25 protein-coding genes are annotated in these 26,957 nt (G+C 72.1%); 23 read left to right on the top strand and 2 right to left on the bottom strand.

What is annotated here, in order from left to right; translation table 11 throughout:
* The first annotated feature begins 1 nt into the window (after position 1).
* A complete protein-coding gene (locus AB0G15_RS01845) occupies positions 2–343 on the top strand; it encodes an SWIM zinc finger family protein (RefSeq protein WP_362690371.1) in 342 nt (113 codons plus the stop codon).
* Here AB0G15_RS01845 and AB0G15_RS01840 read toward each other — a convergent pair.
* A complete protein-coding gene (locus AB0G15_RS01840) occupies positions 253–621 on the bottom strand; it encodes a barstar family protein (protein ID WP_362834507.1) in 369 nt (122 codons plus the stop codon). The two genes, AB0G15_RS01845 and AB0G15_RS01840, sit on opposite strands and share 91 nt — an antisense overlap.
* A gap of 256 nt (positions 622–877) precedes the next feature.
* Here AB0G15_RS01840 and AB0G15_RS01835 point away from each other — a divergent pair, with 256 nt between their 5' ends.
* The 19 genes from AB0G15_RS01835 (at position 878) to AB0G15_RS01745 (ending at position 21,260) form a co-directional block, all read left to right on the top strand.
* Positions 878–1,933, top strand: coding sequence for an EamA family transporter (locus AB0G15_RS01835; RefSeq protein WP_362834505.1), 1,056 nt, complete (start codon positions 878–880; stop codon positions 1,931–1,933).
* Positions 1,930–2,553, top strand: a complete 624-nt coding sequence (locus AB0G15_RS01830; protein ID WP_362834503.1) for a GntR family transcriptional regulator — start codon at positions 1,930–1,932, stop codon at positions 2,551–2,553. The genes AB0G15_RS01835 and AB0G15_RS01830 overlap by 4 nt, the downstream gene beginning before the upstream one ends.
* A gap of 58 nt (positions 2,554–2,611) precedes the next feature.
* Positions 2,612–2,962, top strand: a complete 351-nt coding sequence (locus AB0G15_RS01825) for a hypothetical protein (protein ID WP_362834501.1) — start codon at positions 2,612–2,614, stop codon at positions 2,960–2,962.
* A 364-nt stretch (positions 2,963–3,326) separates the two neighbouring features.
* Entirely contained in the window at positions 3,327–4,661 is a 1,335-nt protein-coding gene (locus AB0G15_RS01820) for a sugar transferase (RefSeq protein ID WP_362834499.1), read from the top strand.
* Entirely contained in the window at positions 4,661–5,728 is a 1,068-nt protein-coding gene (locus tag AB0G15_RS01815; protein ID WP_362834497.1) for a glucose-1-phosphate thymidylyltransferase, read from the top strand. The genes AB0G15_RS01820 and AB0G15_RS01815 overlap by 1 nt, the downstream gene beginning before the upstream one ends.
* Complete coding sequence (gene rfbB / locus AB0G15_RS01810; RefSeq protein WP_362834495.1) at positions 5,725–6,876, top strand: dTDP-glucose 4,6-dehydratase; 1,152 nt, start codon at positions 5,725–5,727, stop codon at positions 6,874–6,876. The genes AB0G15_RS01815 and rfbB overlap by 4 nt, the downstream gene beginning before the upstream one ends.
* Positions 6,873–7,730, top strand: a complete 858-nt coding sequence (gene rfbD, locus AB0G15_RS01805; protein ID WP_362834493.1) for a dTDP-4-dehydrorhamnose reductase — start codon at positions 6,873–6,875, stop codon at positions 7,728–7,730. Before rfbB ends, rfbD begins: the two co-directional genes overlap by 4 nt.
* A gap of 63 nt (positions 7,731–7,793) precedes the next feature.
* On the top strand, positions 7,794–9,029 hold the full coding sequence (locus tag AB0G15_RS01800; protein ID WP_362834492.1) for a class I SAM-dependent methyltransferase: 1,236 nt from the start codon (positions 7,794–7,796) through the stop codon (positions 9,027–9,029).
* Positions 9,026–9,913 (top strand): sugar phosphate nucleotidyltransferase, encoded by an 888-nt coding sequence (locus tag AB0G15_RS01795; RefSeq protein WP_362834491.1) that lies wholly within the window; start codon positions 9,026–9,028, stop codon positions 9,911–9,913. The genes AB0G15_RS01800 and AB0G15_RS01795 overlap by 4 nt, the downstream gene beginning before the upstream one ends.
* On the top strand, positions 9,910–10,560 hold the full coding sequence (locus tag AB0G15_RS01790) for a PIG-L deacetylase family protein (protein WP_362834490.1): 651 nt from the start codon (positions 9,910–9,912) through the stop codon (positions 10,558–10,560). Before AB0G15_RS01795 ends, AB0G15_RS01790 begins: the two co-directional genes overlap by 4 nt.
* A 5-nt stretch (positions 10,561–10,565) precedes the next feature.
* Positions 10,566–11,606: an SDR family oxidoreductase gene (locus AB0G15_RS01785; RefSeq protein WP_362834489.1), complete on the top strand. Its 1,041-nt coding sequence runs from the start codon at positions 10,566–10,568 to the stop codon at positions 11,604–11,606.
* Positions 11,596–13,020, top strand: coding sequence for a DUF4910 domain-containing protein (locus tag AB0G15_RS01780; RefSeq protein WP_362834488.1), 1,425 nt, complete (start codon positions 11,596–11,598; stop codon positions 13,018–13,020). Before AB0G15_RS01785 ends, AB0G15_RS01780 begins: the two co-directional genes overlap by 11 nt.
* Positions 13,017–14,060 (top strand): hypothetical protein, encoded by a 1,044-nt coding sequence (locus AB0G15_RS01775; RefSeq protein WP_362834487.1) that lies wholly within the window; start codon positions 13,017–13,019, stop codon positions 14,058–14,060. The genes AB0G15_RS01780 and AB0G15_RS01775 overlap by 4 nt, the downstream gene beginning before the upstream one ends.
* The gene (locus AB0G15_RS01770) at positions 14,057–15,634 is read left to right on the top strand and encodes a lipopolysaccharide biosynthesis protein (RefSeq protein WP_362834486.1); all 1,578 of its coding nucleotides are present in this window, start codon (positions 14,057–14,059) and stop codon (positions 15,632–15,634) included. The genes AB0G15_RS01775 and AB0G15_RS01770 overlap by 4 nt, the downstream gene beginning before the upstream one ends.
* A gap of 149 nt (positions 15,635–15,783) precedes the next feature.
* Positions 15,784–16,677: a glycosyltransferase family 2 protein gene (locus tag AB0G15_RS01765; RefSeq protein ID WP_362834485.1), complete on the top strand. Its 894-nt coding sequence runs from the start codon at positions 15,784–15,786 to the stop codon at positions 16,675–16,677.
* A gap of 47 nt (positions 16,678–16,724) precedes the next feature.
* On the top strand, positions 16,725–17,621 hold the full coding sequence (locus tag AB0G15_RS01760) for a hypothetical protein (protein WP_362834484.1): 897 nt from the start codon (positions 16,725–16,727) through the stop codon (positions 17,619–17,621).
* A 166-nt stretch (positions 17,622–17,787) separates the two neighbouring features.
* Positions 17,788–18,846 carry a hypothetical protein gene (locus tag AB0G15_RS01755; RefSeq protein ID WP_362834483.1) on the top strand — a complete coding sequence of 353 codons (1,059 nt, stop codon included), beginning with the start codon at positions 17,788–17,790 and terminating at the stop codon, positions 18,844–18,846.
* 132 nt (positions 18,847–18,978) lie between these two features.
* A complete protein-coding gene (locus AB0G15_RS01750) occupies positions 18,979–19,689 on the top strand; it encodes a hypothetical protein (protein ID WP_362834482.1) in 711 nt (236 codons plus the stop codon).
* Between the two features lie 8 nt (positions 19,690–19,697).
* Positions 19,698–21,260, top strand: coding sequence for an O-antigen ligase family protein (locus tag AB0G15_RS01745; RefSeq protein ID WP_362834481.1), 1,563 nt, complete (start codon positions 19,698–19,700; stop codon positions 21,258–21,260).
* Here the strand turns inward: AB0G15_RS01745 and AB0G15_RS01740 are convergent.
* Complete coding sequence (locus AB0G15_RS01740) at positions 21,199–21,747, bottom strand: dTDP-4-dehydrorhamnose 3,5-epimerase family protein (protein WP_362834480.1); 549 nt, start codon at positions 21,745–21,747, stop codon at positions 21,199–21,201. The two genes, AB0G15_RS01745 and AB0G15_RS01740, sit on opposite strands and share 62 nt — an antisense overlap.
* Positions 21,748–21,870: 123 nt before the next feature.
* Between AB0G15_RS01740 and AB0G15_RS01735 the strand changes: the two genes are divergently transcribed.
* The 3 genes from AB0G15_RS01735 (at position 21,871) to AB0G15_RS01725 (ending at position 26,565) form a co-directional block, all read left to right on the top strand.
* Positions 21,871–22,608: a WecB/TagA/CpsF family glycosyltransferase gene (locus tag AB0G15_RS01735; protein ID WP_362834479.1), complete on the top strand. Its 738-nt coding sequence runs from the start codon at positions 21,871–21,873 to the stop codon at positions 22,606–22,608.
* Between the two features lie 308 nt (positions 22,609–22,916).
* Positions 22,917–25,115 carry a glycosyltransferase gene (locus AB0G15_RS01730; protein WP_362834478.1) on the top strand — a complete coding sequence of 733 codons (2,199 nt, stop codon included), beginning with the start codon at positions 22,917–22,919 and terminating at the stop codon, positions 25,113–25,115.
* Between the two features lie 13 nt (positions 25,116–25,128).
* The gene (locus tag AB0G15_RS01725; RefSeq protein WP_362834477.1) at positions 25,129–26,565 is read left to right on the top strand and encodes a hypothetical protein; all 1,437 of its coding nucleotides are present in this window, start codon (positions 25,129–25,131) and stop codon (positions 26,563–26,565) included.
* The last annotated feature ends 392 nt before the right edge of the window (positions 26,566–26,957 follow it).

Here is a 26,957-nt window from a genome sequence, read left to right as displayed (position 1 = left end):
GATGCAGAAGATCGCGGACCTGATCGGAACCGAGGCCGAGCGCGCCGACCAGGCGGCGCTGGCCCGTGGTGGCGAGCTGGCGAGGGCGGGGGCGGTGCAACTGGTCCGGTTCGGCCCGCCACGGGTGACCGCCGAGGTCGACGACGGCGCCGCGTGTGTCGAGTTCCGGCTCGTCGACGGGACCCTCCACTGGCACTGCAGCTGTCCCGAGGGCAGGAACGGCGTCTTCTGCGCCCACTGCGTGGCGACGGCTCAGTCGGTCAGGATCAGGACGGACAGGAAGGATCCTCCTGCCGCGCCGTCGGCGACCGCCTCGGCGAGAACGGTCCGGATCGCGTCGTAGGCCGGCCGGTCCCCGGTCCGGAGCGTCGACGGCTCCGACCAGATCAGCAGGTGCTCGCCCGGCGGCAACCACGACAGGTCGGTCAGCACGTCGTAGAGCGCGTCGAGGTTGTGCCCGAAACGGTCGGGCAGGTCGAGGGCCTCGGCGATCGCGTCCATCGCCTCGGCGGAAGTGGTGATCTTCACGCCGTCCAGCGGGTGTGGCGTGGCGGATCCAATCATGGACTCGACCTCGCCGGCCGCCCCCTGGCGGAACGTTCCCCTGGAGACCGTGGTCATCCTCGCCTCCGATCGCAGGCGGCGGGCACGCCGCGGGCGCCCGTGCGGTCGTTCTCGCGGGTGACACCCTGGATCACCATCGGCCGTGCCCCCTGAACTGCTGGTTCGCGCTGCCTCTCGGACATCTCACCTCGCCGAACTACCCGCGCGCAAACCCGCGAAAACGGGATGCCCGGCGTGTCTTCGTCGCCCTCTCCCGGCCGGACACGCCTCCCGGTGTTGTCTAGTTGTCATACAATCTGCCTACAATCGACCCATGAAAATCGCCGTGATCGGAGCCGCCGTGCTCTGGGGGACCGCGGGAACCGCGGGCCTGCTCGTCAGCGGGGTCGATCCCGTCTCCCTGGCCTCCGCCCGCCTGGTGATCGGCGGCCTGGTCCTCGCGGTCGTCACCGCTCCCGCGACGCGGCTCCTGCTCCTGCCCGGAGGCTCCCCCTCGGGCTCCCTCCCCGGATCTCCCGGATCCCCCACAGGCCCCCTCCCGGGCTCTCCCGGACCTTCCGCGGGTTTCCCCGAGGACCCTCCCGCAGGCTCTCCCGAGGGCTCTCTCGCCGGCTTTCCCGGAGGACCGGAGGGCGGGCGCAGGCGCGGCCCCGGGGCGCGCCCGGGCCCGCTCGCGGCGGCGGCGATGGCCGTGGCCGCGTACCAGCTGTGCTACTTCGCCGCGGTCGGCAGGACCGGGGTGGCCGTCGGCACCGTGGTCGCCATCGGCAGCGGTCCCGTCTTCACCGGGCTGCTGTCCTGGCTGCTCGACCGAGCGTGGCCCGGCCGCCGCTGGGCGGGGGCGACCGCGGTGGCGATCGCCGGCTGCGCCGTGCTCACCGGCGGAGGAGGCGAGGTGCGGGCCGACGGTGTCCTGCTCGCGCTGCTCGGCGGCCTGCTGTACGCGTTCTACGCGGTCACCGCCGCGCGGGCGATCGGCGCGGGAGCGCCCTCCGACGCGGTGATGGGGCTGATGTTCGGCGGGGCCGCCGTCGTCATGGTGCCCGTCCTGCTGTGGACGGGCACCGGCTGGCTGGCCGAGCCGCGCGGCCTGTTCACCGCCCTCTACCTGGGCTGCGCCACCACCGCGCTGGCCTACTTCCTGTACGGCAGGGGGCTGCGCACGACCCCGGTCGCGACCGCCGCCACCCTCGCGCTGGCCGAGCCCGCGGTGGCGGCCCTGCTCGGCGTCGTCGTGCTCGGCGAGCGGCTCACGCCCGCCTCGGTCGCCGGGCTCGTCCTGCTCGGCGCCAGCCTGGTCGCGGTCTCCCTGCCCGGGCGCGTCCATCGGGGAAGCCGGGACCGGGGGGCAATAGGGTCGTCGGCGTGACCCTCCCGATCCATCCCGTCTCCGCCGTCGGCGCGCTCGCCGACGCCCTGCGCCGGCGGGTGCTGTCCGGCGAGATCCCGCCGGGCACCACGCTGCCGGAGCAGGAGCTCTCGGCCCTGTACGGGGTGGCCCGCCCGACCGTCCGCGAGGCGCTCGCCGTGCTCGTGCACGAGGGGCTGCTCAGGCGTGAGCGGCACCGCAGCGCCCAGGTGGCCGAGGTGACCGTGGACGACCTGGACGACCTGATGTTCGTCCGGCGCCCGCTGGAGGAACTGACGGCCACCTCGCTGGCGGGGCGGCGGGTCGGGGAGGCCGACGCGGCGCTGGCGCGGATGGCCGCGCTTCCCGCCGACGCCCCCTGGTCGGAGACGGTGGCCGAGCACATGGCACTGCACCAGGCGCTGGTCGTCGCGGTGGGCAGCCCCCGCCTGGAGCGGCTCTACGGCATGCTGGCCGCCGAGACCAGGCTCGGCCTGGTCAGGCTGCGCGCGGTCTACTCCGACCGGCACGTGCTCGTCGCCGAGCACCGGGACCTGCTCGACGCGATCGGCCGGGGTCCCGAGGAGGCCGCCAGGGAGGCGGTCGCCGCGCATCTCGATCACAGCTGGGGCGATCATTAGGCACCGACTTGCATGGCTCTATTGCACGCGGAGCCCTGAAGTCGTCACAATCGCGCCCATGCACGGCAACTCAGTGCCGGACTCCTACGTATATGTCACCGAAGAAGGCGTGACCCGTCACTACGCGGACGGCAGCGTTGACGCCCTCGCGTGGGAGGACGTCGTCGAGGTGCGGGTAGTGGGCGATACGGACTCGGACATCCTGTACATCCTTCTCGATCGACAGGGCCAGGGGTGCGTGGTGCCCAGCTCGGCGACCGACGCGACCTTCCTCGCCCGCCTCCGGTATCTCCCGGATTTCGACCTCGACCGGCTCGGTGCGGCGGTGGAGTCCGCGCGCGACGATTACGTCGTCGTGTGGCGCAGTCCTGAACCGCCTTCGGCCCTGCCGGATTTTGAATACGACTAATTTCTAATTATTTCCAAATGCGGCGACCAAACTTACACGTTTGGATCGTTCCGTCAAGATGCCATCTCTGCCGTAGTTCGGCCAATAGTGGACAGTACCCGGTATTCCCCTACTCATTGGTGATCACTAGGATTTCCATGGGTATCCACGCTCCTGATGCATAAGGGAATGCTGTCAACCATTGAATGAGATACGCGGCCACCAGGCCGGCCGCGTCCAGGCATCTTGGGTGGGACGGGGTGGTATGAGAGTGGAAACCGAGGAGCTCGTCCTCGGCCTTCTCAAAGGTCCTGCACGCACTTCTCCAAGCATTTGGACGCGCTCTTATGTCCGTATTCTGCTTGCCGGAGATGTCGCGTGTTCCGTGGTCGCCTGCGAGACCGTTCTGGGGGTCCGGCTGTGGCTGGGCGCCTTCATCCCTCCGGCGGAGGCCCTGCTCGGGCTGAGCCTCGCCCTGATCTGGCCACTGGCCCTGGCGTCGGGGGGTGCCTATCGCAAGCGCACGCACGGTGAGGGAACGGACGAATTCAGGGCGGTTTTCAATGGCGCGGCCGGCCTGACGGCGGCGGTCGCGATCGGTGCGTACATCACGCAAACTCCGATCGCCCGCAGCTTTGTCATGGCGATGTTCCCGCTCGCTTTCGCCCTCACCATCTTCTTCCGTTACCGGATGCGCAAGCGGCTGCACCGCAGGCGCTCGCGCGGCGACTACATGCGCCACATGGTCGCCGTCGGCCATCGGGAGTCGGTGCTCGACCTGGTGATGCAGCTGCGCAGGCAGCCGCACCACGGCATGACCGTCGTCGCCGCGTGCCTGCCCGCGGGCCCCGACCTGGTGGAGGTCGACGGGGTTCCGGTCCTCGGCAACTTCTCCGACGTCCCCGCGGTGGTGGCCGAGGTCGACGCCGACGCCGTCGCCGTTCTGGCCTGCCCGGAACTGGACGGCGCGGCGCTGCGCAGACTCGCCTGGGGCCTGGAGGACGCCCGCACCGACCTGTTCGTGGCGCCCGCCCTCATGGACGTGGCCGGCCCGCGCATCAGCATCAGCCCGGTGGCCGGCATGCCGCTCCTGCACGTCGAGCACCCCGACTTCCGCGGCGCCCGGCGGCTGGCGAAGAGCCTGTTCGACCGGACGGGGGCGGGCCTGGCCCTGCTGGCACTGGGGGTGCCGATGCTGGTGATCGCCGCGCTGATCCGCGCGACGAGCCCGGGATCCGCTCTCTTCCGCCAGGTCAGGGTGGGTAAGGGGGGCGTGGAGTTCCACGTCGTGAAATTTCGCACGATGGTGGTCGACGCGGAGCAGCTCAAGATCGATCTGGAGCGGGAGAACGAGTTCGACGGCGTCCTGTTCAAGATTAGGAACGATCCAAGGATCACCCGCGTGGGCGCCTTCCTGCGCCGATACTCCATCGACGAGCTGCCCCAGCTGCTCAACGTGCTGCGCGGGGAGATGTCCCTCGTCGGCCCGCGGCCGCCCCTCCCCGACGAGGTCAGGCAGTACGGCGCGGACGTGCGCCGCCGCCTGGTCGTGAAACCCGGCATGACCGGCCTGTGGCAGGTCAGCGGGCGCTCGGACCTGACCTGGGAGGAGTCGGTCCGCCTGGACCTCCGATACGTCGAGAACTGGTCGCTCTTTTTGGACCTGCAGATCCTCTGGAAGACCTGGAGCGCCGTGACCGGCGGAGAAGGGGCCTACTAGTGAAAGCACTCGTGCTCGCCGGAGGGTCGGGCACCCGGCTGCGGCCGATCACCCACACCTCCGCCAAGCAGCTCGTGCCCGTCGCCAACAAGCCCATCCTCTTCTACGGGCTGGAGGACATCGCCGCCGCGGGGGTCCGCGAGATCGGGATCGTCGTGGGCGACACGCACGCCGAGATCGAGGCGGCCGTCGGCGACGGCCGCGCGTTCGGCCTGGAGGTCACCTACATCCGCCAGCGGGCGCCGCTGGGCCTGGCCCACGCGGTGCTCGTCGCCCGCGACTACCTCGGCGACGACGACTTCGTCATGTATCTCGGCGACAACTTCATCGTCGGCGGCATCGACGACGTCGTCGAACGCTTCACCCGCGAGCGGCCCGCCGCCCACATCATGCTCACCAGGGTCAGGGACCCCCGGCAGTTCGGGGTCGCCGAACTCGACGCCACCGGCCGGGTGATCGGGCTGGAGGAGAAGCCGCCCGTCCCCAAGAGCGACCTCGCCCTGGTCGGCGTCTACCTGTTCACCGCCGCGATCCACGAGGCGGTGGCCGAGCTCAAGCCCTCGTGGCGAGGAGAGCTGGAGATCACCGACGCCGTCCACCGGCTGATCGCCGACGGGCGGAGGGTCGAGTCCTCCGTCATCTCCGGCTACTGGAAGGACACCGGCAACGTCACCGACATGCTGGAGGTCAACCGGCTGGTGCTGGAGTCCCTGGAGCCCCGGGTGGACGGCCTGGTCGACGACGCCAGCCAGCTGATCGGCCGGGTGGTCGTCGAGAAGGGCGCCGCGATCGAGCGGTCCCGCGTCGTCGGGCCCGCGATCATCGGTCCCGGAGCCCAGATCCGCGACAGCTACATCGGCCCCTTCACCTCGATCGCCGAAGGCTGCGCGATCAGCGGCAGCGAGATCGAGTACTCGATCGTCCTGCCCAGATCCTCGATCGCCGGAGTCTCGCGGATCGAGGCCTCCCTCATCGGCCACGACGTCGAGGTCACCCCCGCCCCCACCACCCCCAGAGCCCACCGTCTCGTGCTGGGCGATCACAGCAAGGTCCAGATAAGTTCATGACAGCAGCCGACAGGGGGGCGACCCCAACCCCGTCCAAGGTCCTGGTCACCGGGGGCGCCGGATTCATCGGTTCCCACTTCGCCCGCGTGCTCGCCGCGAGCGGGGCCGCCGTGACGGTCCTCGACAAGCTCACCTACGCGGGAAACCCGGCGAACCTGGAGGGGACGCCCCACGTCTTCGTGCACGGCGACGTCTGCGACGGCGAGCTGCTGGCCGGCCTGGTCCCCGGGCACGACCTCGTCGTCAACTTCGCCGCCGAGTCCCACGTCGACCGGTCGATCGACGGCGCCGCCGACTTCGTACGGACCAACGTCCTCGGCACGCAGGCGCTGATGCAGGCCTGCCTGGACGCGGGCACCCCGCGGGTGGTGCAGGTCTCGACCGACGAGGTGTACGGGTCGATCGACAGGGGTTCCTGGGACGAGAGCGCGCCGCTCAGCCCGCGCTCGCCCTACTCCGCGGCCAAGGCGAGCGGCGACATGGTCGCCCAGGCGTACGCGGTCACCCACGGCCTGCCGGTCTCCATCACGCGCTGCGGCAACAACTACGGTCCCCGCCAGCATCCGGAGAAGCTGATCCCGCGCTTCGTCACCTGTCTCCTGCGAGGCCGCAGGGTCCCGCTCTACGGCGACGGCGGCAACGTCCGCGACTGGGTCCACGTCGACGACCACTGCGCGGGCATCCGCCTCGTCGCCGAGCGCGGCGAGCGCGGCGAGGTCTACCACATCGGCGGCACGGCGGAGCTGAGCAACCTCGAGCTCACCGCCCGGCTCCTGGAGGCCTGCGGCGCCGGGTGGGACATGGTCGAGCGCGTCCCCGACCGCAAGGGGCACGACCGCCGTTACTCCCTGGACGACTCCCGGCTCCGCGCGCTCGGCTACCGGCCGTCCGTGCCGTTCGAGCGGGGCCTGACGGAGACGGTCCGCTGGTACGAGGACAACCCGGGCTGGTGGGAGGCCGCCGTGGAGGAGGCGGGTGACGGCTCGCCGCCGGGCGGCGCGGGCCCGCCCGGCTCGGCGGGTTCGGCGGGTTCGGCGGGTGCGGTGAACGCGGTGGGTTCGACGGGTTCCGTCGATGCGGTGGGTGCGGTGAGCACGGCCGGTTCGGCCGGTGCGGTGGGCGGGCGGCGGGGAGGGAAGACCGGATGACCCGCTGGATGATCATCGGTGCCTCCGGCATGCTCGGAACCGAACTGACGGCCCGCCTGCGCGCCGAGGGGCGGCCCGTCCTCGCGTTCGGCAGGCGGGAGCTGGACCTTCGCGACACGTCCGCCGTGCGCCGCCTGGTCACGTCCCACGGCCCCGACGTCGTGGTGAACTGCGCCGCGTGGAACGCCGTCGACGAGGCGGAGACGCGAGAGGACGAGGCGCTCGCCGTCAACGGCACCGGGGTGCGCGCGCTCGCCGAGGCGTGCGGGCTCGCCGGCGCGCGGATGATCCAGCCCTCCAGCGACTACGTCTTCGACGGCACCGCGCTGGACCCCTACCCCGAGGACGCGCGGCCCTGCCCGGTCAACGCGTACGGCAGGACCAAGCTGGCGGGCGAGCGCGCCGTGCTGGAGGTGCTGCCGCGCGGCGGCTACGTGGTGCGCACCGCCTGGCTGTACGCCGCGACCGGCCACAACTTCGTCCGCACGATGGCCCGCCTGGAGAGGGAGGGGGCCGCCCCCCACGTCGTCGGCGACCAGTTCGGCCAGCCCACCTGGGCCGGGGACCTGGCGGCCAGGATCGTCGCCCTGGCCGGGAGCGGGGCGCCGCCCGGCGTCCACCACGCCACCAACTCGGGCCACACGAGCTGGTTCGGCCTGGCCAGGGAGGTCTTCACGCTGCTCGGCGCCGATCCCGCCCGGGTGACCGAGGTCTCCTCCAAGGACTTCCCGCGCCCCGCGCCCCGGCCCGCGTACAGCGTGCTCGGGGACGCCCGCGGCCGCGCGGCCGGGCTGCCGCCGATGCGGCACTGGCGAGAGGCGCTGAGGGAGTCCCGTGTGCTCGCGGAGGGCTAGCGGCACGAGCACGACCCAGTCGGAGAACCGTCGGACCGCGTCACGCGGCGAGGGAGCGCATTCATGACAACCTGCAGGCTGTGCGGCTCGACGAGCCTCGCCAGCGTCGTCGACCTCGGGGCGACACCGCCCTGCGAGCGGTTCCTCACCGAGCGGCAGCTGGAGGAGCCCGAGGTCACCTACCCGCTGCACCTGCGGGTCTGCACCGGCTGCTGGCTGGCGCAGATCCCGCCGATGATCACGCCGGAGGAGACCTTCACCGAGTACGCCTACTTCTCCTCGTACTCCACCTCGTGGGTGGAGCACGCGCGGGAGTTCGTGCGCGGGGCGGCCGACCGGCTGGGGCTGGGGGCCGGGTCGTTCGTGGTCGAGGTGGCCAGCAACGACGGGTACCTGCTGCGGCACGTCGTCGAGCGGGGCATCCGGTGCCTGGGGATCGAGCCGTCGGAGAACGTCGGCCGGGCGGCCAGGGAGGCCGGGGTGCCGACCGTCACGGCGTTCCTCGGCCCGGAGACCGGCGCGGAGGTGCGCGCGGAGCACGGGCCCGCCGACCTGGTGGTGGCCAACAACGTCTACGCCCACATCCCGGACGTCGTCGGGTTCACCCGGGGGCTGCGCGCCCTCGTGGCCGACGACGGCTGGGTCTCCGTCGAGGTCCAGCACCTGCTCACCCTGATGGAGCACAACCAGTACGACACGATCTACCACGAGCACTTCCAGTACTACACGGTCGCCTCCGCCCAGCGCGCCCTGGCCACCGGCGGGCTCGCCCTCGTGGACGTCGAGTCGCTGCCCACGCACGGGGGCTCGATCCGCCTGTGGGCCAGGCCGGAAGAGGTCGCGGGCGAGCCGGGCGAGCGGGTGGCCGCGCTGCTCGCCGCGGAGAAGGCCGCCGGCCTGCACGAACTGTCCGGGTACGCCGAGTTCGGCGAGCGGGTGGCGCGGGTGCGACGCGACCTGCTGGGCTTCCTGCTCGACGCCGCCCGCGAGGGCAGGACCGTCGCGGGCTACGGGGCGCCGGGCAAGGGCAACACCCTGCTCAACCACTGCGGCATCCGGCCCGACCTGCTCCCCTTCACCGTCGACCGCAACCCGTACAAGCACGGCAGGTTCACCCCCGGCACGCGCGTGCCGATCCTGCCGCCCGAGCGGCTCGCCGAGGAGCGGCCCGACTACGTGCTGGTCCTGCCGTGGAACCTCCGCGAGGAACTCGTCGGCCAGCTGTCCTTCGTGCACGCCTGGGGAGGCCGGCTGGTCTTCCCCATCCCCAACCTGGAGATCGTCGAGGTGAACCCGTGAAGGTCGTCCTCTTCTGCGGCGGATACGGCACCAGGATGCGCACCGGCACCCCCGGTGACGTGCCCAAGCCCATGCAGCTCGTGGGGCCCCGGCCGCTCATCTGGCATGTGATGCGCTACTACGCGCACTTCGGGCACACCGAGTTCGTCCTCTGCCTGGGGTACGGCGCGCACCACATCAAGGACTTCTTCCTGAACTACCAGGAGACGACGTCCAACGACTTCGTCCTGCGCGGGGGCAGGGTCGAGCTGCTGTCCACCGACATCTCCGAGTGGTCGATCTCGTTCGTGCAGACCGGGATCGCGTCGCCGATCGGCGAGCGGCTGCGCCGGGTCCGCGACCACCTGGACGGCGAGGAGATGTTCCTGGCCAACTACGCCGACGTGCTCACCGACGCGCCGCTGCCGGAGATCGTCGACCGCTTCACCCGGTCGGGCGCGGCCGCGTCGATGATGGTGGTGCCGCCCGCCGACACCTTCCACTGCATCGAGCTGGGGGAGCGCGGCACGGTCGGCGGGATCACGCCGGTCAGCGAGATGCCGCTCTGGGTCAACGGCGGATACTTCGTGCTCCGCCAGGAGATCTTCGACCACATCCCGGAGGGCGGCGACCTGGTCGCGGACGGCTGCGCCGAGCTGGCCAAGCGCGGCAGGCTGCTCGCCTACCCGCACCGCGGCTACTGGCGGCCGACCGACACGGTCAAGGAGCGGGTGGCCCTCGACGAGGCCTACTCGCGCGGCGACCGCCCCTGGGCGCTGTGGGAGCGCGAGCGGGCGCCGGTGCCCGTACCCGGACCTGTGACGGTCCCGGAGCGCGAGGCGGCGCTCGGGTACGGGTCCGCGGCGGTGCTCGGAGGAGGGCACGCGGCGGTGACGGTCACGTGATCCGGTTCCGGCCGGCCGGAACAGGCCGGATCGCGCTGCTCGCCGCGCACTGCGACGACCTCGCCATCGGGGCGGGCGGCAGCCTGCTCACCCTCTGCTCCGCGCGCCCCGGCGTCCAGGTGGAGGCACTGGTGCTCTCCGGTGGCGGGACCGAGCGGGAGGACGAGGAACGCGCCGCGCTGGCCGCGTTCTGTCCCGGCGCCGACCTGCGGCTCACCGTGCTCAAACTGCCCGACGGGCGGCTGCCCGCGCGCTGGGAGGAGGCGAAGGAGGCGGTGGAGGAGCTGCGGGAGCGCACCGACCCCGACCTGCTGCTCGCGCCGAACCCCGCCGACGCCCACCAGGACCACCGGGGCCTGGCCAGGCTGGTGCCCACGGCCTTCCGCGACCACCAGGTGCTCGGCTACGAGATCGCCAAGTGGGACGGCGACCTCGGGCGGCCCTCGGCCTACCAGCCGCTCACGCCCGAGGTGGCCGAGGCGAAGGTGGGCCTGCTGCACCGCCACTACCCCTCCCAGCGTCACCGCTCCTGGTTCGACCGCGAGGCGTTCCTGGGGCTGGCCCGCATCCGCGGGATCGAGTGCCACGCCCGCTACGCCGAGGCGTTCCACGTCAACAAACTGATCTTCGACCTGGATGGAGGCTGAACCGGATGCGCGTGCTGCTGACCGGGCACCAGGGCTACCTGGGGAGTGTGATGGCCCCGGTGCTCGCCGCCGCGGGCCACGAGGTGACCGGGCTCGACTCCGGGCTCTTCGCCGGATGCGTCCTGGGCCCCGCGCCCGGTGACCCGCCCGGACACGCCGTCGACCTGCGGGACGTCACTCCCGAGGTCCTGGCGGGGGTGGACGCGGTGGTGCACCTCGCCGCCCTGTCCAACGACCCGCTGGGCGCGCTGGCGCCCGAGCTGACCTACGACATCAACCACCGCGCCGCGGTGCGGCTGGCCCGGCTGGCCCGCGACGCGGGCGTGCGCCGGTTCCTGTACGCCTCCACCTGCTCGGTCTACGGCGCCTCCGGCTCGGACCTGGTCGACGAGGACGCGCCGCTGCGCCCGGTCACCCCGTACGCCGACTCCAAGGTCCGGGTGGAGAACGACCTGCTCAAGCTGGCCGACGACGACTTCAGCCCGGTGTTCCTGCGCAACGCCACCGCGTTCGGGTTCTCGCCCAGGCTGCGCGCGGACATCGTGCTGAACAACCTCGTCGGCCACGCGCTCCTGTCCGGCGAGGTCAGGGTGCTGTCCGACGGCACCCCGTGGCGCCCGCTGGTGCACGCCGCCGACATCGCGAACGCCTTCGCCATGGCGCTGACCGCCCCGCGCGACGCCGTCCACGCCAGGGCCTTCAACGTCGGCACCGAGGAGAACAACGTGACGGTGGCGGAGATCGCCGCCGAGGTCGCCGAGGCGGTACCCGGCTCCCGGGTCGTGATCACCGGGGAGACCGGGGCCGACCCGCGCTCCTACCGGGTCGACTTCTCCCGGATCCGGGACGCGCTCCCCGGCTACCGGGCGCTGTGGACGGTGAAGGCGGGCGCGGTCGAGCTGGTCGAGGCGTACGGGCGGTTCGGCCTGACCGAGGACGGCTTCCGGCGCCACTTCACCAGGCTGGCGTGGCTGTCGGCCCGTCGCGAGGCCGGAACCGTCGACGGGGCGCTGCGGCCGCGCGGGGCGGTGCGCGGTGACGGATGACGACGGCGGCGAGACGCCGGAGGCGGGGAACGGGGACGAGGCGCCGGGAGCGGTGAACGGCGGGGGGCCAGGGGCGGGGAGCGGCGGCCAGGCGCCGAAAGCGGGAGACGGCGAGGTACCGAGGCCGGGGAGCGGGGACGAGGCCCTCGAGATGCGGGACCTCGTGGAGCGGCTCTACCCGCTCTGCAGGAGCATCACCGGCGACGGCGTGCGCCGCACCCTGGAGATCGTCGGGGAGTCCCTCCGCATGCAGGTCCGCGAGGTGCCGACGGGCACCCAGGTCCTCGACTGGACGGTCCCCAGGGAGTGGAACATCCGCGACGCGTACGTCAAGGACGCCTCGGGGGCCAGGGTCGTCGACTTCGCCGCCTCGAACCTGCACGTGGTCGGCTACAGCGTCCCGGTGTCGGCCACCATGACCCTGGACGAGCTGCGCGGGCACCTGCACACGCTCCCCGACCAGCCCGCCCTGGTCCCGTACCGCACCAGCTACTACGCGGAGACGTGGGGCTTCTGCCTGGCCCACGACACCCTGGAGGGCCTCTCCGACGGGCCGTACGAGGTCATGATCGACTCGACGCTCGCCGACGGGCACCTGACCTACGGCGAGCACGTGGTGCCCGGCAGGGTCGCCGAGGAGGTGCTCGTCTCCTGCCACGTGTGCCACCCCTCGCTGGCCAACGACAACCTGGCGGGCGTCGCGGTGGCGGTCCGGCTCGCCCGGCGGCTGGCCGGGGCCGACCCGTGGTACACCTACCGCTTCCTGTTCGCGCCGGGCACCATCGGCGCGATCACCTGGCTGGCGCGAAACCGGGAGCGCACCGGGCGGATCAAACACGGCCTGGTGCTGGCCTGCGCGGGGGACCGGGGCCCGCTGACGTACAAGCGCAGCAGGCGGGGCGACGCCGAGATAGACAGGGCGGTACGGCACGTCCTGCGCACCTCGGGGCGCCCCCACACGGTCGTGGACTTCTCCCCGTACGGCTACGACGAGCGGCAGTTCTGCTCGCCGGGTTTCGACCTGCCCGTCGGCTCGCTCACCAGGACCCCGTACGCGGGCTACCCGGAGTACCACACCTCCGCCGACGACCCGGACTTCGTCTCCCCCGAGGCGATGGCCGACACCCTGGAGACCTGCTGGGAGGTCACCCGGGTGCTGGAGGACAACCGCGCCTACCTCAACCTCAGCCCGTACGGGGAACCACAGCTGGGCAGGCGGGGCCTGTACGGGTCGCTGGGCGGGCGCAGTGACACCAAGGAGGCCCAGATGGCGATGTTGTGGGTGCTGAACCTCTCCGACGGGAGGCACAGCCTCCTGGACATCGCCGAACGGTCCGATCTTCCCTTCGGTGCCGTGGCGGGGGCGGCACGGGCCCTTCGCGGTTCGGGACTTCTCAAGGAGTGTTCGCTGTGACGCGGTTCCAGGTCGTGACGGGCTCCCGGGCGGGCTCCAGGGCGGGCGGGGCGCTCAACCTCCGGGTCGGCGAGACGGTGGAGGTGCGCGGCGAGGCAGAGATCCTGGCCACGCTGGACGGGAAGGGGGAGCTGGACGAGCTGCCCTTCATGCCGGAGATGCTGGCCTTCTGCGGGCGGCGGCTCACGGTGCACAAGGTGGCGCACAAGCTCTGCGACACGATCAGCAGCAGCGGCATGCGGCGGATGGAGCGCGCCGTCCACCTGACCGGGGCCCGCTGCGACGGCCAGGCGCACGGCGGCTGCCAGACGGCCTGCCAGTTCTACTGGAAGGAGGCCTGGCTCAAGCGGGTGGACCCGGCCTCCCCCGCTCCTCCGGTCACGGCCGCCGGTCTCGCGGCGGGCAGGCCCCTGCTGCCGATCCTGCAGGCCGCCACCAGGAAGGAGCCCGGCCCCGACGGGGAGGAACGCTTCTCCTGCCAGGCGACCGAGCTGCTGCGCGCCGCACCCACCTGCCTGCCGTTCAAGGACGTCGGGCAGTACGTCGCCGACGTGCGCACCGGGAACGTGGGCGTGACCTGGATGCTGCGCTCGTTCCTCGTCGGGCTGTTCAACCGCTTCCAGCAGGCCGGCAAGCGGTTCCTGCCCAGGTGGCTGTGGATCAGGGGCGGGATGCGCTGGGGGTTCGTCAGGGGCGAGGCCGGGCCGACCACCCCGACGCTCACCCTGGACCTGCGGCCGGGGGAGCTCGTCAGGGTCAAGTCCAAGGAGGAGATCCTCAAGACGCTCAACGACGGCCTGCTCAACCGCGGCATGGGGTTCGAGGAGGAGATGTCGCGCTACTGCGGCCACGTCGCGCGGGTGAGCGCCCGCGTCGAGAGGTGCCTGGACGAGAAGACCGGCCGGATGCTGCGGATGAAGAACCCCTGCATCGTCCTGGAGGGCGTCGTCTGCGCGGGCGCGTACAACGTCAGCTGCCCGCGCGAGTTCGTCCCGTTCTGGCGGGAGATCTGGCTCGAACGCGTCGAGGAGCCCAGGTGAGCGGGCCGTCCCCCGAGACGGGCGGCGAGCCCGGCACGGCCGGTGGGGCCGGTGGTGCCGATGGCGGTGGCGTCGGCACGGCCGGTGAGCAGGTCGGGACGATCGGCAGGAAGGCCGGCCGCGGGCTGCGCTGGAGTCTCCTGGGCAACCTGGGGACGAAGGCGACCACCTTCGTCATGGGACTCGTGCTCGCCCGGCTGCTCGCGCCGGAGGACTTCGGCCTCTACGCCATCGCGCTCGCCGCGACCACCTTCGTCATGCACGTCAACGACGTCGGCATCATCGCCGCCACCGTGCAGTGGCGGGGCAGGGTCGAGGACATGGCGCCGACCGCGACGGTCATGGCCGTGGCGTTCAGCACCGGGATGTACGGGATCTTCTGGGTGGTGGCCCCGTACTTCGCGGAGCTGGCGGGCAGCGCGGAGGCCACCCCGGTGGTCCGGCTGCTCACCGCGGTCATCCTCATCGACGGGATCACCGCCGTGCGGGCGGGCTCGCTGATGCGCGGGTTCGGGCACGACAGGCTGACCAAGGCCAACATCGCGGGCTCGCTGGTCAACGCGGGGGTGGCCGTCACGCTCGCCGCGAACGGCGCGGGCGCCTACAGCTTCGCCGTCGGGCAGGTGGCGGCCAACACGGTCACCGGCGCGCTGGTGTTCGCCTGGGCCGGGCTGCCGTTCCGCCTCGGCTTCGACCGGGAGGTGGCGGTCAGGCTCCTGCGGTTCGGGGCGCCGCTGGCCCTGGGGCTCGGCATCGAGGCGGTGCTGATGAACGCCGACTACGTCATCGTCGGCGCCGTGCTCGGCCCCGTCGCCCTCGGCTTCTACCTGCTGGCGTTCAACGTCTCCAGCTGGGTGCCCAGCGTGATCGGCACCGCCCTGCGGTACGTCACCGTGCCCAGCTTCTCGCGGCTGGCCGAGCAGCGGCCCCAGGCGCTGTCGCTGGGGGTGCAGCGCTCGGTGCCGTTGCTGGTGGCGTTCGTCCTGCCGGTCGCCGTGGTGACGGCCACGCTGGCCCCGGCGATCGTGGCGTTCCTCTACGGCGAGAAGTGGGTCCCGGCCGCCGGGGTCCTGGCGCTGCTGGCGGTCCTGATGGTCGTGCGGATGCTCACCTCCCTCGCCTTCGACATCCTCACCTCGGCGGGCGCCACCAGGGCCACCGTGTGGATGAACCTCGGCTGGGCCGTGGCGCTGGTGCCCGCGCTGTGGGCGGGCACGCACTGGTACGGCATCCGCGGCGCGGCGATCGGGCACGCGCTGGCCGGTGTCCTGGTCGCCCTGCCGGTGGCGGCCCTGGTGCTGGGCCGCGCGGGGGTGCGCCTGGCACCCGTCCTGCCCGCCCTCGTCCGCCCGCTGCTGGGGGCCGCGGTCGCGGCGGTCGTCACGGTGACGCTCGCCGGCCTGACGAGCGGGGTGGCCGGTGGGGCGGTGGCGGGCGGGATGACCGCCGGCTCCGCGCTCGTCCAGCTCTGCGTGGCCGGTGGCGGGGGACTGCTCGCGTACCTCCTGATCGCCGTACCCGCGGCGCGGCTCAGACGGCTCGGCGCGCGGGCGGTCCCCGCCCGCGCCCGCTGACCGCCCGCAAGACCTGCCAGTCCCGCAAGACCTGCCAGACCCGCAAGACCTGTCAGACCCGCAAGACCTGCCAGACCCGACAACCCCGCGGGACCCGACAGACCTGAAGGCCCCGCGGAATCCACGGGATTCACGAAAGGAGAGACCGGATGGAGAACTCCGACACGCTGGTGTCCATCGTGCTTCCCGTGCGCAACGGGGCCGGGCGGATCGAGGGCGCGATCCGCTCGGTGCTCGGCCAGGACCACGAGCGCCTCCAGCTGGTGATCTCCGACAACGCGTCCACGGACGGCACCGAGGAGATCTGCCGCGACCTGGCGGCGACCGACCGCCGGATCGTCTACCGCAGGCACCCGGAGAACGTGGGCCTGTTCGACAACTTCGTCCGTAGCACCGAACTGGTCGCGGGCACGTTCTTCCGCTGGGTCGGCGACGACGACCGGCTGGAGCCCGCGTGCGTCTCCCGGTCCCTCCAGGCGTTCGCGGAGGACGACCGGCTCGTCCTGGTCACCACGCAGGTCGCCTACGCCGGGCCCGACGGGACCGTCACCACCGCCCCCCTCGACGGCTCCGGGCTGTCCTCGGACGACCCGGTCGAGCGGTTCGCCGAGATGCTGCGGCTGCTCAACGAGAGCCACCTGCTCATCGATCCGCTGTACGGCACGCTGCGGCGCGACCCGCTGGCGAGGATCCCGCGGCGCAACATGCTGCGCGAGGACGAGGTGTTCGCGGCGAAGCTCGCGCTGGCCGGACCGTGGGGGCACGTCCCCGAGGTCCTCGCCCACCGCAACTGGAAGCACGACACCCTGTCCGCGATCGCCCGCCGCCTCGACGTGCCGCCCTGGCGGGCCCGCTGCTCCACCGTCCTGCAGTGCGCGGAGCTGTTCCGCTGGCTGCGGGGAGCCGATCTCACCGCCGACCAGCGCCGCCGCGCCCGCGCCGCCGTCCTCGGCATGTACGCGCGCCGCCAGCGGCTCACCGCGGCCCGCCGGGGCCGCAGGCTCGCGCTCATCGCCTCGGGGCTCGTCCCCGGCGGGCGGTGAGAGATGCCCTTCGATCCGACACCAGTGATCCCAGAAAGGAGAACCCCGTGACCACCGTCTTCTCCAACAGTGTGGTGGACGACGACACGCGCAGGGAGCAGCTCTACCGAGGACAGGTCTTCGTCTACTCGGCGACGCCCGCCTCCGCCCAGCTGGCCGCCTTCGCCAGGGAACTGATCACCGAGGCGTTCGGCGAGCGCGATCCCGAGACAGCCCAGTTCGACATGCCGGTCGAGGAGTTCGCCGGCCTGCTCGCCCGTCTCAAGCCCCGGTTCATCCACCATCCCCGGTGTAAGGAGCTGCTGCCCGAGGTGCTCGCGGAACTGGGATGCGACCTGGACCGCACCTACTTCGACGTGCCCCGGCTGCGCACCTCCACCTCCCACGACTACCTCACCTCCGGCATCTCCTACGCCTTCCATCCCCATCGCGACTGCTGGTACTCGGCCCCGTTCAACCAGCTCAACTGGTGGATCCCCGTCTACGAGGTGGTCCCGGAGAACGTGATGGCCTTCCATCCCCAGTACTTCGGCAGCCCGGTGCGCAACGGCAGCGCCCGCTACGACTACGCGGAGTGGAACAGGACCAGCCGGCTCACCGCCGCCCAGCACGTGCGCGGCGACACCAGGGACCAGCCCCGCCCCGAGGAGGCCGTCGTGCTCGACCCGCAGGTGCGGGTGGTGCCGGAGCCCGGGGGCGTCATGGTGTTCTCCGGCGCCCAGCTGCACTCCACGGTGCCCAACACCTCGGGCAGGACCCGCTTCAGCATCGACTTCCGCACGGTGCACATCGACGACGTGCGCACCCGCCGCGGCGCCCGCAACGTGGACGCGGAGTGCACCGGTACCACCCTGCGCGACTTCGTCCGCTCCTCCGACCTCGACCCGATGCCGGAGGAGCTGGCGCTGGAGTACGAGGCGGAGGCCCTGACCAGGGCCGGGTGAGCGGCGGACCCGGCCACCGCCACATCGCCGTGACGCCGTGACGTCCGTGGTGACGCCTGCGGTGACGTCCGTAGCGACGTCCGTAGTGACAAGGAGTTCGTGTGCTGCGACCAATACGCATCGTGTCCTGGGCGTCTGGCGCGCTCGGGGGAGCGGGGACGACGTAGTGGAGTTCTGGAAGACCATCCTCGACCTCGCCAGAAGGAAGCGGGTCGGGTTTCCTCTGTTCGGCCTGGCGCTCCTCGCCGCCGTGGTCGTCTTCTCCCTGGTGCCCCCGCGCTACGTGTCGAGCGCCTCCATGGTGCTCACCACACCCCCCGCGGGGGGAACGACGGACCCGGCCAAGAAGCCGGGGCGGACCAACCCGCTGCTGCAGTTCAGCGACGGCCTCAGGACCACGGCCGGCATCCTCATCCTGTCCATGAACACCGAGGCGGTCGCGACGGAACTGGGCATCGTGAAGGACGGTCCCGTCGAGGTCACGATCAACGACGGGCGCACCAACCCCAGCATGCTGGGCATCCTCATGAACGGCCCGTTCGTGTACGTGGAGGTGGAGAGCGACTCCGCCGAGACCACCCGGGCCGTCATGGCCAGGACCCAGTTCCGCCTCAGGACCGAGCTGGTCCGCAGGCAGGAGGTGCTCGGCGCCCCCCGCTCCACCTTCATCGGGTTCGTCGAGGTGGTGCCCGCCGGCTACCCCGCGATGGACCGGAGCGGCACCTGGCAGGCCGCGGGCGGGGCGGCGTTCGCCGTCGTCCTGCTCGGCCTCGGCGCGGTGTACGCCGTGGAGCGCCGGAGGGTGTTCCGGCGGAGGTCCGGCGGCGGGCGGCCCGGCGAGCCCCGGCCGGACACGGAATCGGCCACGACCGCGGAAACGACCACGGAAGCGGAAGCAGCCACGGAAGCGGTCCCGCCCCCGGCAGGCCGGTCCGACGAGGCGCATCCCGGCGACCTTCCGGAAAAGGGCCGGGAGCACGAGGACGGCAAGGAAGAGGGGGAGCCCGCAACCGACAAGGACGGCAAGGGCGCCAAGGAGGACAAGAGCGACAAGAGCGGCAAGGGCGCCAAGGACGGTAAGGGCGGCGGGGGCGGCAGGGGGCGTGGAGGCCGTGACGGCAGGGGTGTCCCCGAGCCGCCGATCACCGTGTACCCGGTGGAGGCGATGTCCCCGGCGCCCTCGGCGACACCTGGACGAGGACGGCAAGTGGACGACGACACGTAGACGGCGACAAGCAGGCGACCGCGACAGACAGACGACGACAGGCAGACGACGACAGGCAGGCGACCGCGACAGGCGTACGGCGCCGGTATGTCGTCCTGCCGGCGACCGCGACAGGCAGACGAGAGGAAACGCGTGGACTTCTGGGGGACCGTGCTCATCGTGTTACGGCGCTGGTACGTCGCCCTGCCGGCGTTCCTGCTGTCCATCGGCGCCGCGTTGGGCGTCTACTCGTCGATCCCCACGCTCTACGTCTCGAACGCGGTGCTCGTGCTGACCATCCCGCCCACCGGGGGAAGCCTGCCGAGCGACCCCGAGCGTCCCAACGGGCTGACCAACCCCCTGCTGAACTTCGACTGGGGCCTGAGCATGTCCGCCTCGATCCTCATTCAGGTGATCAGCGCGCCGGAGACGGCGGAGTCGCTCGGCGTGCGGCCCGAGGGCGACACCACCTTCACGGCCACCAACGGCAGCACCAATCCGGAGGCGCTGGACGGCGGGCCGTTCGTGTACATCGAGGGCACGAGCATGTCGCCGGCCGGGGCGCGGGACATCGTGACGCGGGTCAGGGACCGCGCGAGGATCGAGCTGGCCGGTCGTCAGAGGCAGCTCGACGCGCCCCTGGCGACCTACATCACGATGGACGAGATGGTGCCGCCGACGGAGCCGCAACCCCAGCGCGGGGGGAAGACGCGCGGGGCCGCCGCCGCGCTGCTTCTCGGGGTGCTCGCCGGCCTCGCCGCGGTGTTCTCCCTGGAGAGCTTCCTGGACGCCCGGAAGCGGAGACGCGGGAGGCCCGTGCCGGCGCCCGGGCTGCCCGCCGAACCCTCCCTCCTGCGGAGGTGAGAACTCCCGTGACCCGCACGGCACCCACGGTCTCCGGCACGGTCCCCGCCGGGGATCCGGCCCCCGTGTCCGTCGCCTCCCTGGACCGCCCCGGTCTCCGCAGTGCCGACGGGGCCACCCTCGCCGCCGCGTTCGCGGTGGTCCTGATGCTGTCTCCGGCGCGGCTGGTCTTCCGCGGCCTGCCCTTCTCGCTCACGCCCGCCGACGCGGTCGGCCTCTTCGCCGCGCTGTGGTGGTTCTGCGCGCAGCTCACCACCACGCTCGGCGCGGCCAAGGGCTCCAACCCCGTACGCACCGCCCTGTTCGCGTACACCGCGGCGATGCTGGCCACCTACGGGTACGCCAGCGCCGCCTATCTCCCGCCCGACGAGCTCGACATGGCCGACCACAGCATCGTCCTCGTCGTGGCGACGGTGGGCATCGGTCTCGGGGCGTGCGACGGCATCCGGGGCCGGGAGCGGCTGGACTTCGTCCTGAGATGTCTCGTGATCTCCGGCGCGGCCGTCGGGGTCATCGCGGCGCTCCAGTTCGTGCTCGAATTCGACCTGACGAAGTACCTGGCCTTTCCCGGTTTCCGGTTCACCTCGGATCTGCCGGCGATCCTCGAACGGAACACCCTGCGCCGGGTCGCGGCCACCACGGGACATCCCATCGAGCTCGGCGTCGTCTGCGCGATGATCACTCCTCTCGCGCTGCACTACGCGTTCGGCGCCCGCGACCGGGGGGAGCCCTCCCTGCGGTGGTGGGTGTGCTGCGCGCTGATCGGTACCGGGCTGATGTTCTCCGTGTCGCGGTCGGCGGTCCTCGGGCTCGCCGTCGTCGGCGTGGTGCTGGTCGCCGGGTGGCCCGCGCGCAGGAGGCTGTGGGCGGCGCTCGGCGGCGCGGGTTTCCTGGTGGCGATGAAGGTGGCCGTGCCCGGCCTGATGAGCGTCTTCCTCGGGCTGTTCACCAGCCTGTCCAGCGATTCGAGCATCCAGTACAGGACCCATGACTACGCGGTGGCGGCCGCCGAGATCGGGAACCACTTCTGGGTCGGCAGGGGGCTGGGCACCTGGTATGCGCCCAAGCATCTGATCTTCGACAACCAGTACATCCTGTCGCTGGTGGAGACCGGGGTCATCGGCGTGGCCGCCTTCTCCGGGATCTTCCTGACCGGTATCTGGGCGGCGTTGCGCGTCCGCCGCCTCAGCTCCGACCCCGCCGTACGGGACCTGGGGCTGACCCTGGCCGCGTGCCTGGTCGTCCCCCTGGTCGGGGCGGCCACGTTCGACCTGCGCTCGTTCGCGACCGTGACGGGCCTGTCATTCCTGATCATCGGAGCCGCCGGCTCGCTGTTGCGCGCCACCCGGCAGCCGAGGGCTCAGGTCGTCCGGCCGCCGGACAGGTCCGGCGGGGAGCCCGGTGAGTCTGGTGAGTCCGGGGCGCCCGGGAGGTCCGGGGAGCCCGGGAAGTTCGGGAAGGAGACCGGTGAGGAGGTCGGCGAGAAGGCCGTCGAGGCCGTCGGGAAGATCACCCGACCAGCCGGGCGCGCAGATCCGCCCAGGAGCCCGCGGACAGATCCCGCTCGCTGATCGCGGTGACCGGCAGCGGCCACCGGATGCCGAGGTCGGGGTCGTCGTAGCGGACGGCGAGGTCCTCGGCGGGATCGTGCTCCCGGTCGATCCGGTAGCAGACGTCGGCCTGATCGGTCAGTGCCTGATAGCCGTGCAACAAGCCAGGAGGAACGTAGAGGTGAACGAACGTCTCATCGTCCAGAACCACCGACATCTGGCGGCCGAAGGTCGGCGAGCCCGGCCGGGCGTCGACGAGCACGTCGTGCACGGCTCCGCGAGCGCACCGGACGAGCTTGGCCTCCCCCCGGCCGCCCCGGCCGTGCAGGGCCCTGACCGTCCCCAGCCGGGACCGCGACTGGCTGTCCTGGACGAACGCCTCGGGCCGCAGCCCGTGGGCGGCGGCGAGCGCCGCGTCGAAGGTGCGGGTGAACAGCCCGCGGTCGTCCCTGTGCAAGGTGGGGACGAAGAGCAGGACATCGTCGATCTCGGCGCGTTCGACTCTCATGAGCCCATCTTTACGACTCCCGCATCTCCCGGCCATGGAGAAAGGGGAAACGGCGCCGACCGGCGTACCCCTGAGAGGTCCCGAGCGGGGTTCGCGCGTGTCCGGGTCGGGGCCGTCGAGGTCATGGCGGTCAGCGAGGCGGAGCTTCTCGACCACGTGGCGGACGAGTGGCGACGGGGGCGCGGCGGCGCGATCGTCACCGCGAACGTCGACATCGTCCGCGCCGCCACGCGCGACCCCGCCCTGGCGGACCTCGTCGCCCGCTCCGAGATCGTGGTCGCCGACGGGATGCCGGTGGTCTGGGCGTCGAGGCTCGCCGGGTCGGCGGTTCCCTGCAGGATCACCGGCGCCGCGCTCGTGCACTCCCTGACCGGACGGGCCGCGCGCGAGAACCGCTCGGTCTACCTGCTCGGAGGGGAGCCCGGCGTGCCGGAGGACGCGGCGCGGGTCCTCGCCGGACGCTGCCCGGGACTGCGCGTGGCGGGCACCTGCTCGCCTCCCTTCGGGTTCGAGAGCACGTCGGACGGGGTCCGCGAGGTGGTCGAGGGGGTGGCCGCCGCCGCCCCCGGCCTCGTCCTCGTCGGGCTGGGCTTCCCCAAACAGGAAAGGGTCATCGAGGCCCTCAGGGAGAAGCTGCCCGACGCCTGGTACCTCGGTTGCGGAGCCGGGATCCCCATGGCGGCCGGGCGGTTCAGCCGCGCCCCGGGGCCGGTCCAGCGGGCGGGCGCCGAGTGGTTGTACCGGCTCGCCCTGGAACCGCGCCGCCTGGCCCGCCGCTACCTGCGCGACGACGCGCCGTTCGCGATCGTCCTCCTCGCGGGCGCCCTGCGCACCCGCCTGACATCGAGGCGCCGCACGTGACCGCCGGCCCCGCGTCCGAGCCACTCGGCGTGGCCGCTGATCCCGCGTCCGAGGCGCTCCACATGACCGTCGATCCCGCGTCTGAGCCACTCGGCGTGATCGCTGATCCCGCGTCCGAGGCGCTCCACATGACCGCCGGTCCCGCGTCCGAGCCACTCGGCGTGGCCGCTGATCCCGCGTCCGAGGCGCTCCACATGACCGCCGGTCCCGCGCCCGGGATCGAGGAGCTCCGTGTGCCCGTCGATTCCCCGCCCGCCGGCGCGACCACCTTCCCGCCACGGTCCTCTCTCACGAGAAACGGCTCCGACATGGCTGTTCCAGAGTGGCCCCCACTGGCCGTAGTGATCGTCACGTATTCGAGCGGCAAGGTCGTCGAGGGCTGCCTGCGCTCGCTCGACGCGGCGCTGGCCGGTGCCGGCCCGGCGCGGGTCGTCGTGGTGGACAACGCCTCGGCCGACGACACCGTCGAGCGGGTGCGAGAGGTCGCGCCCGAGGCCGAGGTGATCCAGACCGGGCGCAACGCCGGCTTCGCCGCCGGGGTGAACGCGGGCATCGCCGCCGCGGACGGTTGCGACGTGCTGGTGCTGAACCCCGACATCCGGCTCGCGCCCGGCTCCGTGCTCCTGCTCCGGCAGGCGCTCGCCCTGCCGGGAACCGGGATCGCCGCCCCCCGCCTCACCGGCGAGACGGGGACGCTCCACCTCTCCCTGCGCAGGCGCCCCACCGTGCCGAGGGCGCTCGGGGAGGCGCTGCTGGGCGGGCACCGGGCCGGACGGATCCCGGCGCTCGGCGAGCTGGTCGTGGACCCGGCCGCCTACGACAGGCCGCAGGCGGTCGACTGGGCGGCCGGTGCGGCCTGGCTGGTCTCCCGCGCGTGCCTGGACGCCCTGGACCCCCTCGACGAGCGTTACTTCCTGTACTCGGAGGAGACCGAGTACATGCTCAGGGCGGGTGAGGCGGGGTTCGCCGTCCGGTACGAGCCCCGTGCCGTGGCCGTTCACCTCGGTGGCGAGCAGTCCACGTCGAGCCGGCTGTGGGCGCTGTCGTCGGCCAACCGGGTCCGGATGCACCGGGAACGGTACGGCCGCCCGCGCGGGCAGCTGATGCGGCTGGCCGTCGGGCTCAACGAGCTGGCCCGCGCGGTCGCCAGGGGCGGGGCGGGCGGGCGGCGGCACCGGGCCGCCCTGCGCCAGCTGGTTTCCCTGCGCGAGTGGCCGCTCCTGCCCGGCGAGGAGGGAGCGTCCCCGGCCCGGACCGCGGAGGTCTCCTCGGCCCGGGCCAAGGAGATCTCCCAGTCCCGGGCCACGGAGGCGTCCCCGGCCCGGGAGACGGCGGCCTCTCCCGGTTACGTCTGCTTCTCGGCGCAGGACTGGTGGTACCACAACCGGGCGCACTCGGACTTCCAGCTCATGCGCTCGGTCGCCGCGCACAGGAAGGTCCTCGTGGTCAACAGCATCGGGATGCGCATGCCGATGCCGGGCAGGTCCACGCAGGTGCTGCGGCGCGTCGGGCGCAAGCTGCGCAGCGTCGCGATGCTCGTCAGGAGGCCGCTGCGGGAGCTGCCCGGCTTCTACGTGATGTCCCCGCTGCCGCTGCCCTTCTACGGGTCGCCGCTGGCCAGGCGGGTGAACGCGCTACTGGTCCGGGCCCAGGTGCTGGCCGTCTCGCGGGCGCTGGGACTGCGCCATCCCGTGATCATGGTGACCATCCCCACGGCGTGGGACGTGGTGCGGCCGATGCGCAGGCGGGCGCTGGTGTTCAACCGCTCCGACCGGCACTCGTCGTTCCCCGAGTCCGACCGGCCGACCATCGAGGCGCTGGAACGCGGCCTGCTCGAACGCTCCGACCACGTGGTCTACGTCAGCACCGCGCTGATGGGCGAGGAGAGCGGCGTGACCGGAGACCGCGCGCACTTCCTCGACCACGGTGTGGACACCGACCACTTCCGGCGCCGTCCGGAGAGCGAGCAGCCCGCCGACCTGCGCGCCATCCCCGGCCCGAGGGTGGGTTTCTTCGGTGCGCTGGACGACTATCTCGTCGACTTCGACCTGCTCGAACGGATCGCCGTCGAGCTGCCCGGCGTCTCGCTGGTCCTGATCGGCGACGCGACCGTCCCGATGGAGCGGCTCACCCGCCACCCGAACGTGCACTGGCTCGGATTCAGGCCGTACGAGCAGATCCCCGCGTACGGATCGGGATTCGACGTCGCGATCATGCCGTGGCTGGACAACCCGTGGATCAGGCATTCGAACCCGATCAAGCTCAAGGAGTATCTCGCGCTGGGCCTGCCGGTGGTCAGCACCGACTTCCAGGAACTCGCCAGCTATGCCGATCGCGTGAGGATCGCCACCGACGGCGACCTTTTCCTCGACGCTGTTCGTGCGACGTTGCGCGACGGGGGCCTGCAACCCGCGGACACCATACGAGGGTCCGTACTCGGTGCCTCCTGGGCGTCGCGTGCCGCACAGCTGATGGCGCTCGCCGAGCTGTCACCGGGCCCGCGATGAGGAGGACGAGATCATGAGATCCGAGGACGACGGGCGAACGACCGGTCACGGACGGACAACGGGCCACGCGCAGACGACGGACCACGGGCGCACGACGGAACGCCGGACCAGGCGGTCGTTGCCGATGCTGGTCGGGGCCGGAGCCGTCTCGGTGTCGGTGGCGGTGCTCGGGCTCTCCTGGATCGAGGCGCCCGGAAGCCGGGATCGGGCGGCGGGCGCCCTGTCGGGAACGGCCGGTGCGTGGTCGGCCGCGGGTCCGCCCGCGACGGCCGCGCGGGTGCCGTGGGAGGGCGGCCCCGCCTACTACGGGCGGTTCGCCGCGCCGGCGGCGGCGGGCTGGACGAACCCGTCGTTCTTCCCGGTGGGAGTCTGGTTCGAGTCCGTGATCACCCAGGCCGACGCGGACAGGGACCGGGCCGCCGGGATCAACACCTACGTGGAGCTGACCGAGACCAGCGACATGGCGCTGGTGCGGAAGAACGGCATGTCGGCGCTGACGAGCGTCCCGCTGCCCGGCTACGGCAAGGAGACGGTGGGCTGGCTGCTCAACGACGAGGCCGACATGTGGGCGAAGGCCGGAGACGCCGGATGGACCGGCAACCACCCCGGCGAGGGGCCCCTGTGCGTCCCCCAGGACAAGGGGTGCGGTTTCACCGTGATGCGCACCCGCAAGGAGAGGGTCCCGAAGGGCGACGGCAGGCTGCACTACGCCAACTACGGCAAGGGCGTGATGATGTGGGAGCGGGACACGGACGCCGCCACGTTCGTCAACCGCTTCACCGACGTCGTCTCGTCCGACATCTACTGGTACACCAGCGCGAGCGTCTGCCTGGACGGGAAGAACTTCCTGTCCCTGCCGGTCTCCCGGTGCCGCAGGGCCGCCAACTACGGCGCCGTCCTCGACCGCCAGCGCGAGCTGGACGCGCTGGACGGCCGCCGCCAGCCGATCTACGGCTTCGTCGAGGTCGGCTGGCCCGCCGAGAACGACACCCGGGCCATCCAGCCGCAGCAGGTGACGGGCGCGGTCATGAGCTCGCTGATCCACGAGGCCCGGGGCATCATCTACTTCAACCACAACTTCGGCGGGCCGTGCCACTCCCAGCACGTCCTGCGCGAGGAGTGCGGGAAGAAGGTCAGGCCCGCGGTGGCCGAGGTCAACCGGCGCATCGGGCAACTGGCCCCGGTGCTGAACACCCAGTCGTACGCGCACCGCTTCGGCCCCGGCCTCGACACCATGCTGAAACACCACCGGGGCTCGTACTACGTCTTCGCGATGCCCGCCGCCGGCACGGCCCCCGGCAGGCGCACGTTCACCCTGCCGCGCGGGATGCGGGCCGGGCGCGCCGAGGTCCTCTTCGAGAACCGGACGGTCCCCGTCGACGCCCAGGGCAGGTTCACCGACTCCTTCGCCGCCGAGTACTCCCACCACATCTACCGGATCACTCCCTGACGTCCCGCCACGGGAGCCGGGCCGCTGGAGGCATCCCTCCGGTGGACGACGCGGATCACTTGAGGTGTCCCACCCGGCGACGTACCGTGTCGCGATCGCCGGGGTGACCTCCCTCGCCCGGACGACGGGACGATCTGGGCTCTCCGCGTGACGCGGGCGGGCTCGGCCGTGCACCGAGCCCGCCCGCTCCGGCTCCACCCGGTCCTGATCGCACGCTCATCCGGTTCGGCGTACGCCTTCGCGGTGGACGTCAGGAACGTTCGGGCCGGAGGTGTGTCACGCCGTCAGCGCTGCAGTGTCAGCAGGCCCGGCCGGTAGGGCAGGAGGCCGTAGTCGACGCCGTCGGACCTGGGGTCGCGGCCCTGGTAGAGCAGCTGGAGGTTGCAGGGGTC

The organism is Streptosporangium sp. NPDC023825 (assembly GCF_040639575.1).
Lineage (GTDB): Bacteria > Actinomycetota > Actinomycetes > Streptosporangiales > Streptosporangiaceae > Streptosporangium.
Note: the sequence above shows the minus strand (reverse complement) of the source record. Positions and strands in the feature narration are given on the sequence as shown.

Bases quoted from the DNA above. Each gene is read 5' to 3' on its own strand.
- AB0G15_RS01735 (WP_362834479.1), top strand. From the start codon at position 21,871: ATGGCGGTCAGCGAGGCGGAGCTTCTCGACCACGTGGCGGACGAGTGG.
- AB0G15_RS01740 (WP_362834480.1), bottom strand. From the start codon at position 21,747: ATGAGAGTCGAACGCGCCGAGATCGACGATGTCCTGCTCTTCGTCCCC.
- AB0G15_RS01730 (WP_362834478.1), top strand. From the start codon at position 22,917: ATGGCTGTTCCAGAGTGGCCCCCACTGGCCGTAGTGATCGTCACGTAT.
- AB0G15_RS01825 (WP_362834501.1), top strand. From the start codon at position 2,612: ATGCACGGCAACTCAGTGCCGGACTCCTACGTATATGTCACCGAAGAA.
- AB0G15_RS01785 (WP_362834489.1), top strand. From the start codon at position 10,566: ATGCGCGTGCTGCTGACCGGGCACCAGGGCTACCTGGGGAGTGTGATG.
- AB0G15_RS01800 (WP_362834492.1), top strand. From the start codon at position 7,794: ATGACAACCTGCAGGCTGTGCGGCTCGACGAGCCTCGCCAGCGTCGTC.
- AB0G15_RS01840 (WP_362834507.1), bottom strand. From the start codon at position 621: ATGACCACGGTCTCCAGGGGAACGTTCCGCCAGGGGGCGGCCGGCGAG.
- AB0G15_RS01845 (WP_362690371.1), top strand. From the start codon at position 2: ATGCAGAAGATCGCGGACCTGATCGGAACCGAGGCCGAGCGCGCCGAC.
- AB0G15_RS01725 (WP_362834477.1), top strand. From the start codon at position 25,129: ATGAGATCCGAGGACGACGGGCGAACGACCGGTCACGGACGGACAACG.
- AB0G15_RS01765 (WP_362834485.1), top strand. From the start codon at position 15,784: ATGGAGAACTCCGACACGCTGGTGTCCATCGTGCTTCCCGTGCGCAAC.
- rfbD (WP_362834493.1), top strand. From the start codon at position 6,873: ATGACCCGCTGGATGATCATCGGTGCCTCCGGCATGCTCGGAACCGAA.
- rfbB (WP_362834495.1), top strand. From the start codon at position 5,725: ATGACAGCAGCCGACAGGGGGGCGACCCCAACCCCGTCCAAGGTCCTG.
- AB0G15_RS01835 (WP_362834505.1), top strand. From the start codon at position 878: ATGAAAATCGCCGTGATCGGAGCCGCCGTGCTCTGGGGGACCGCGGGA.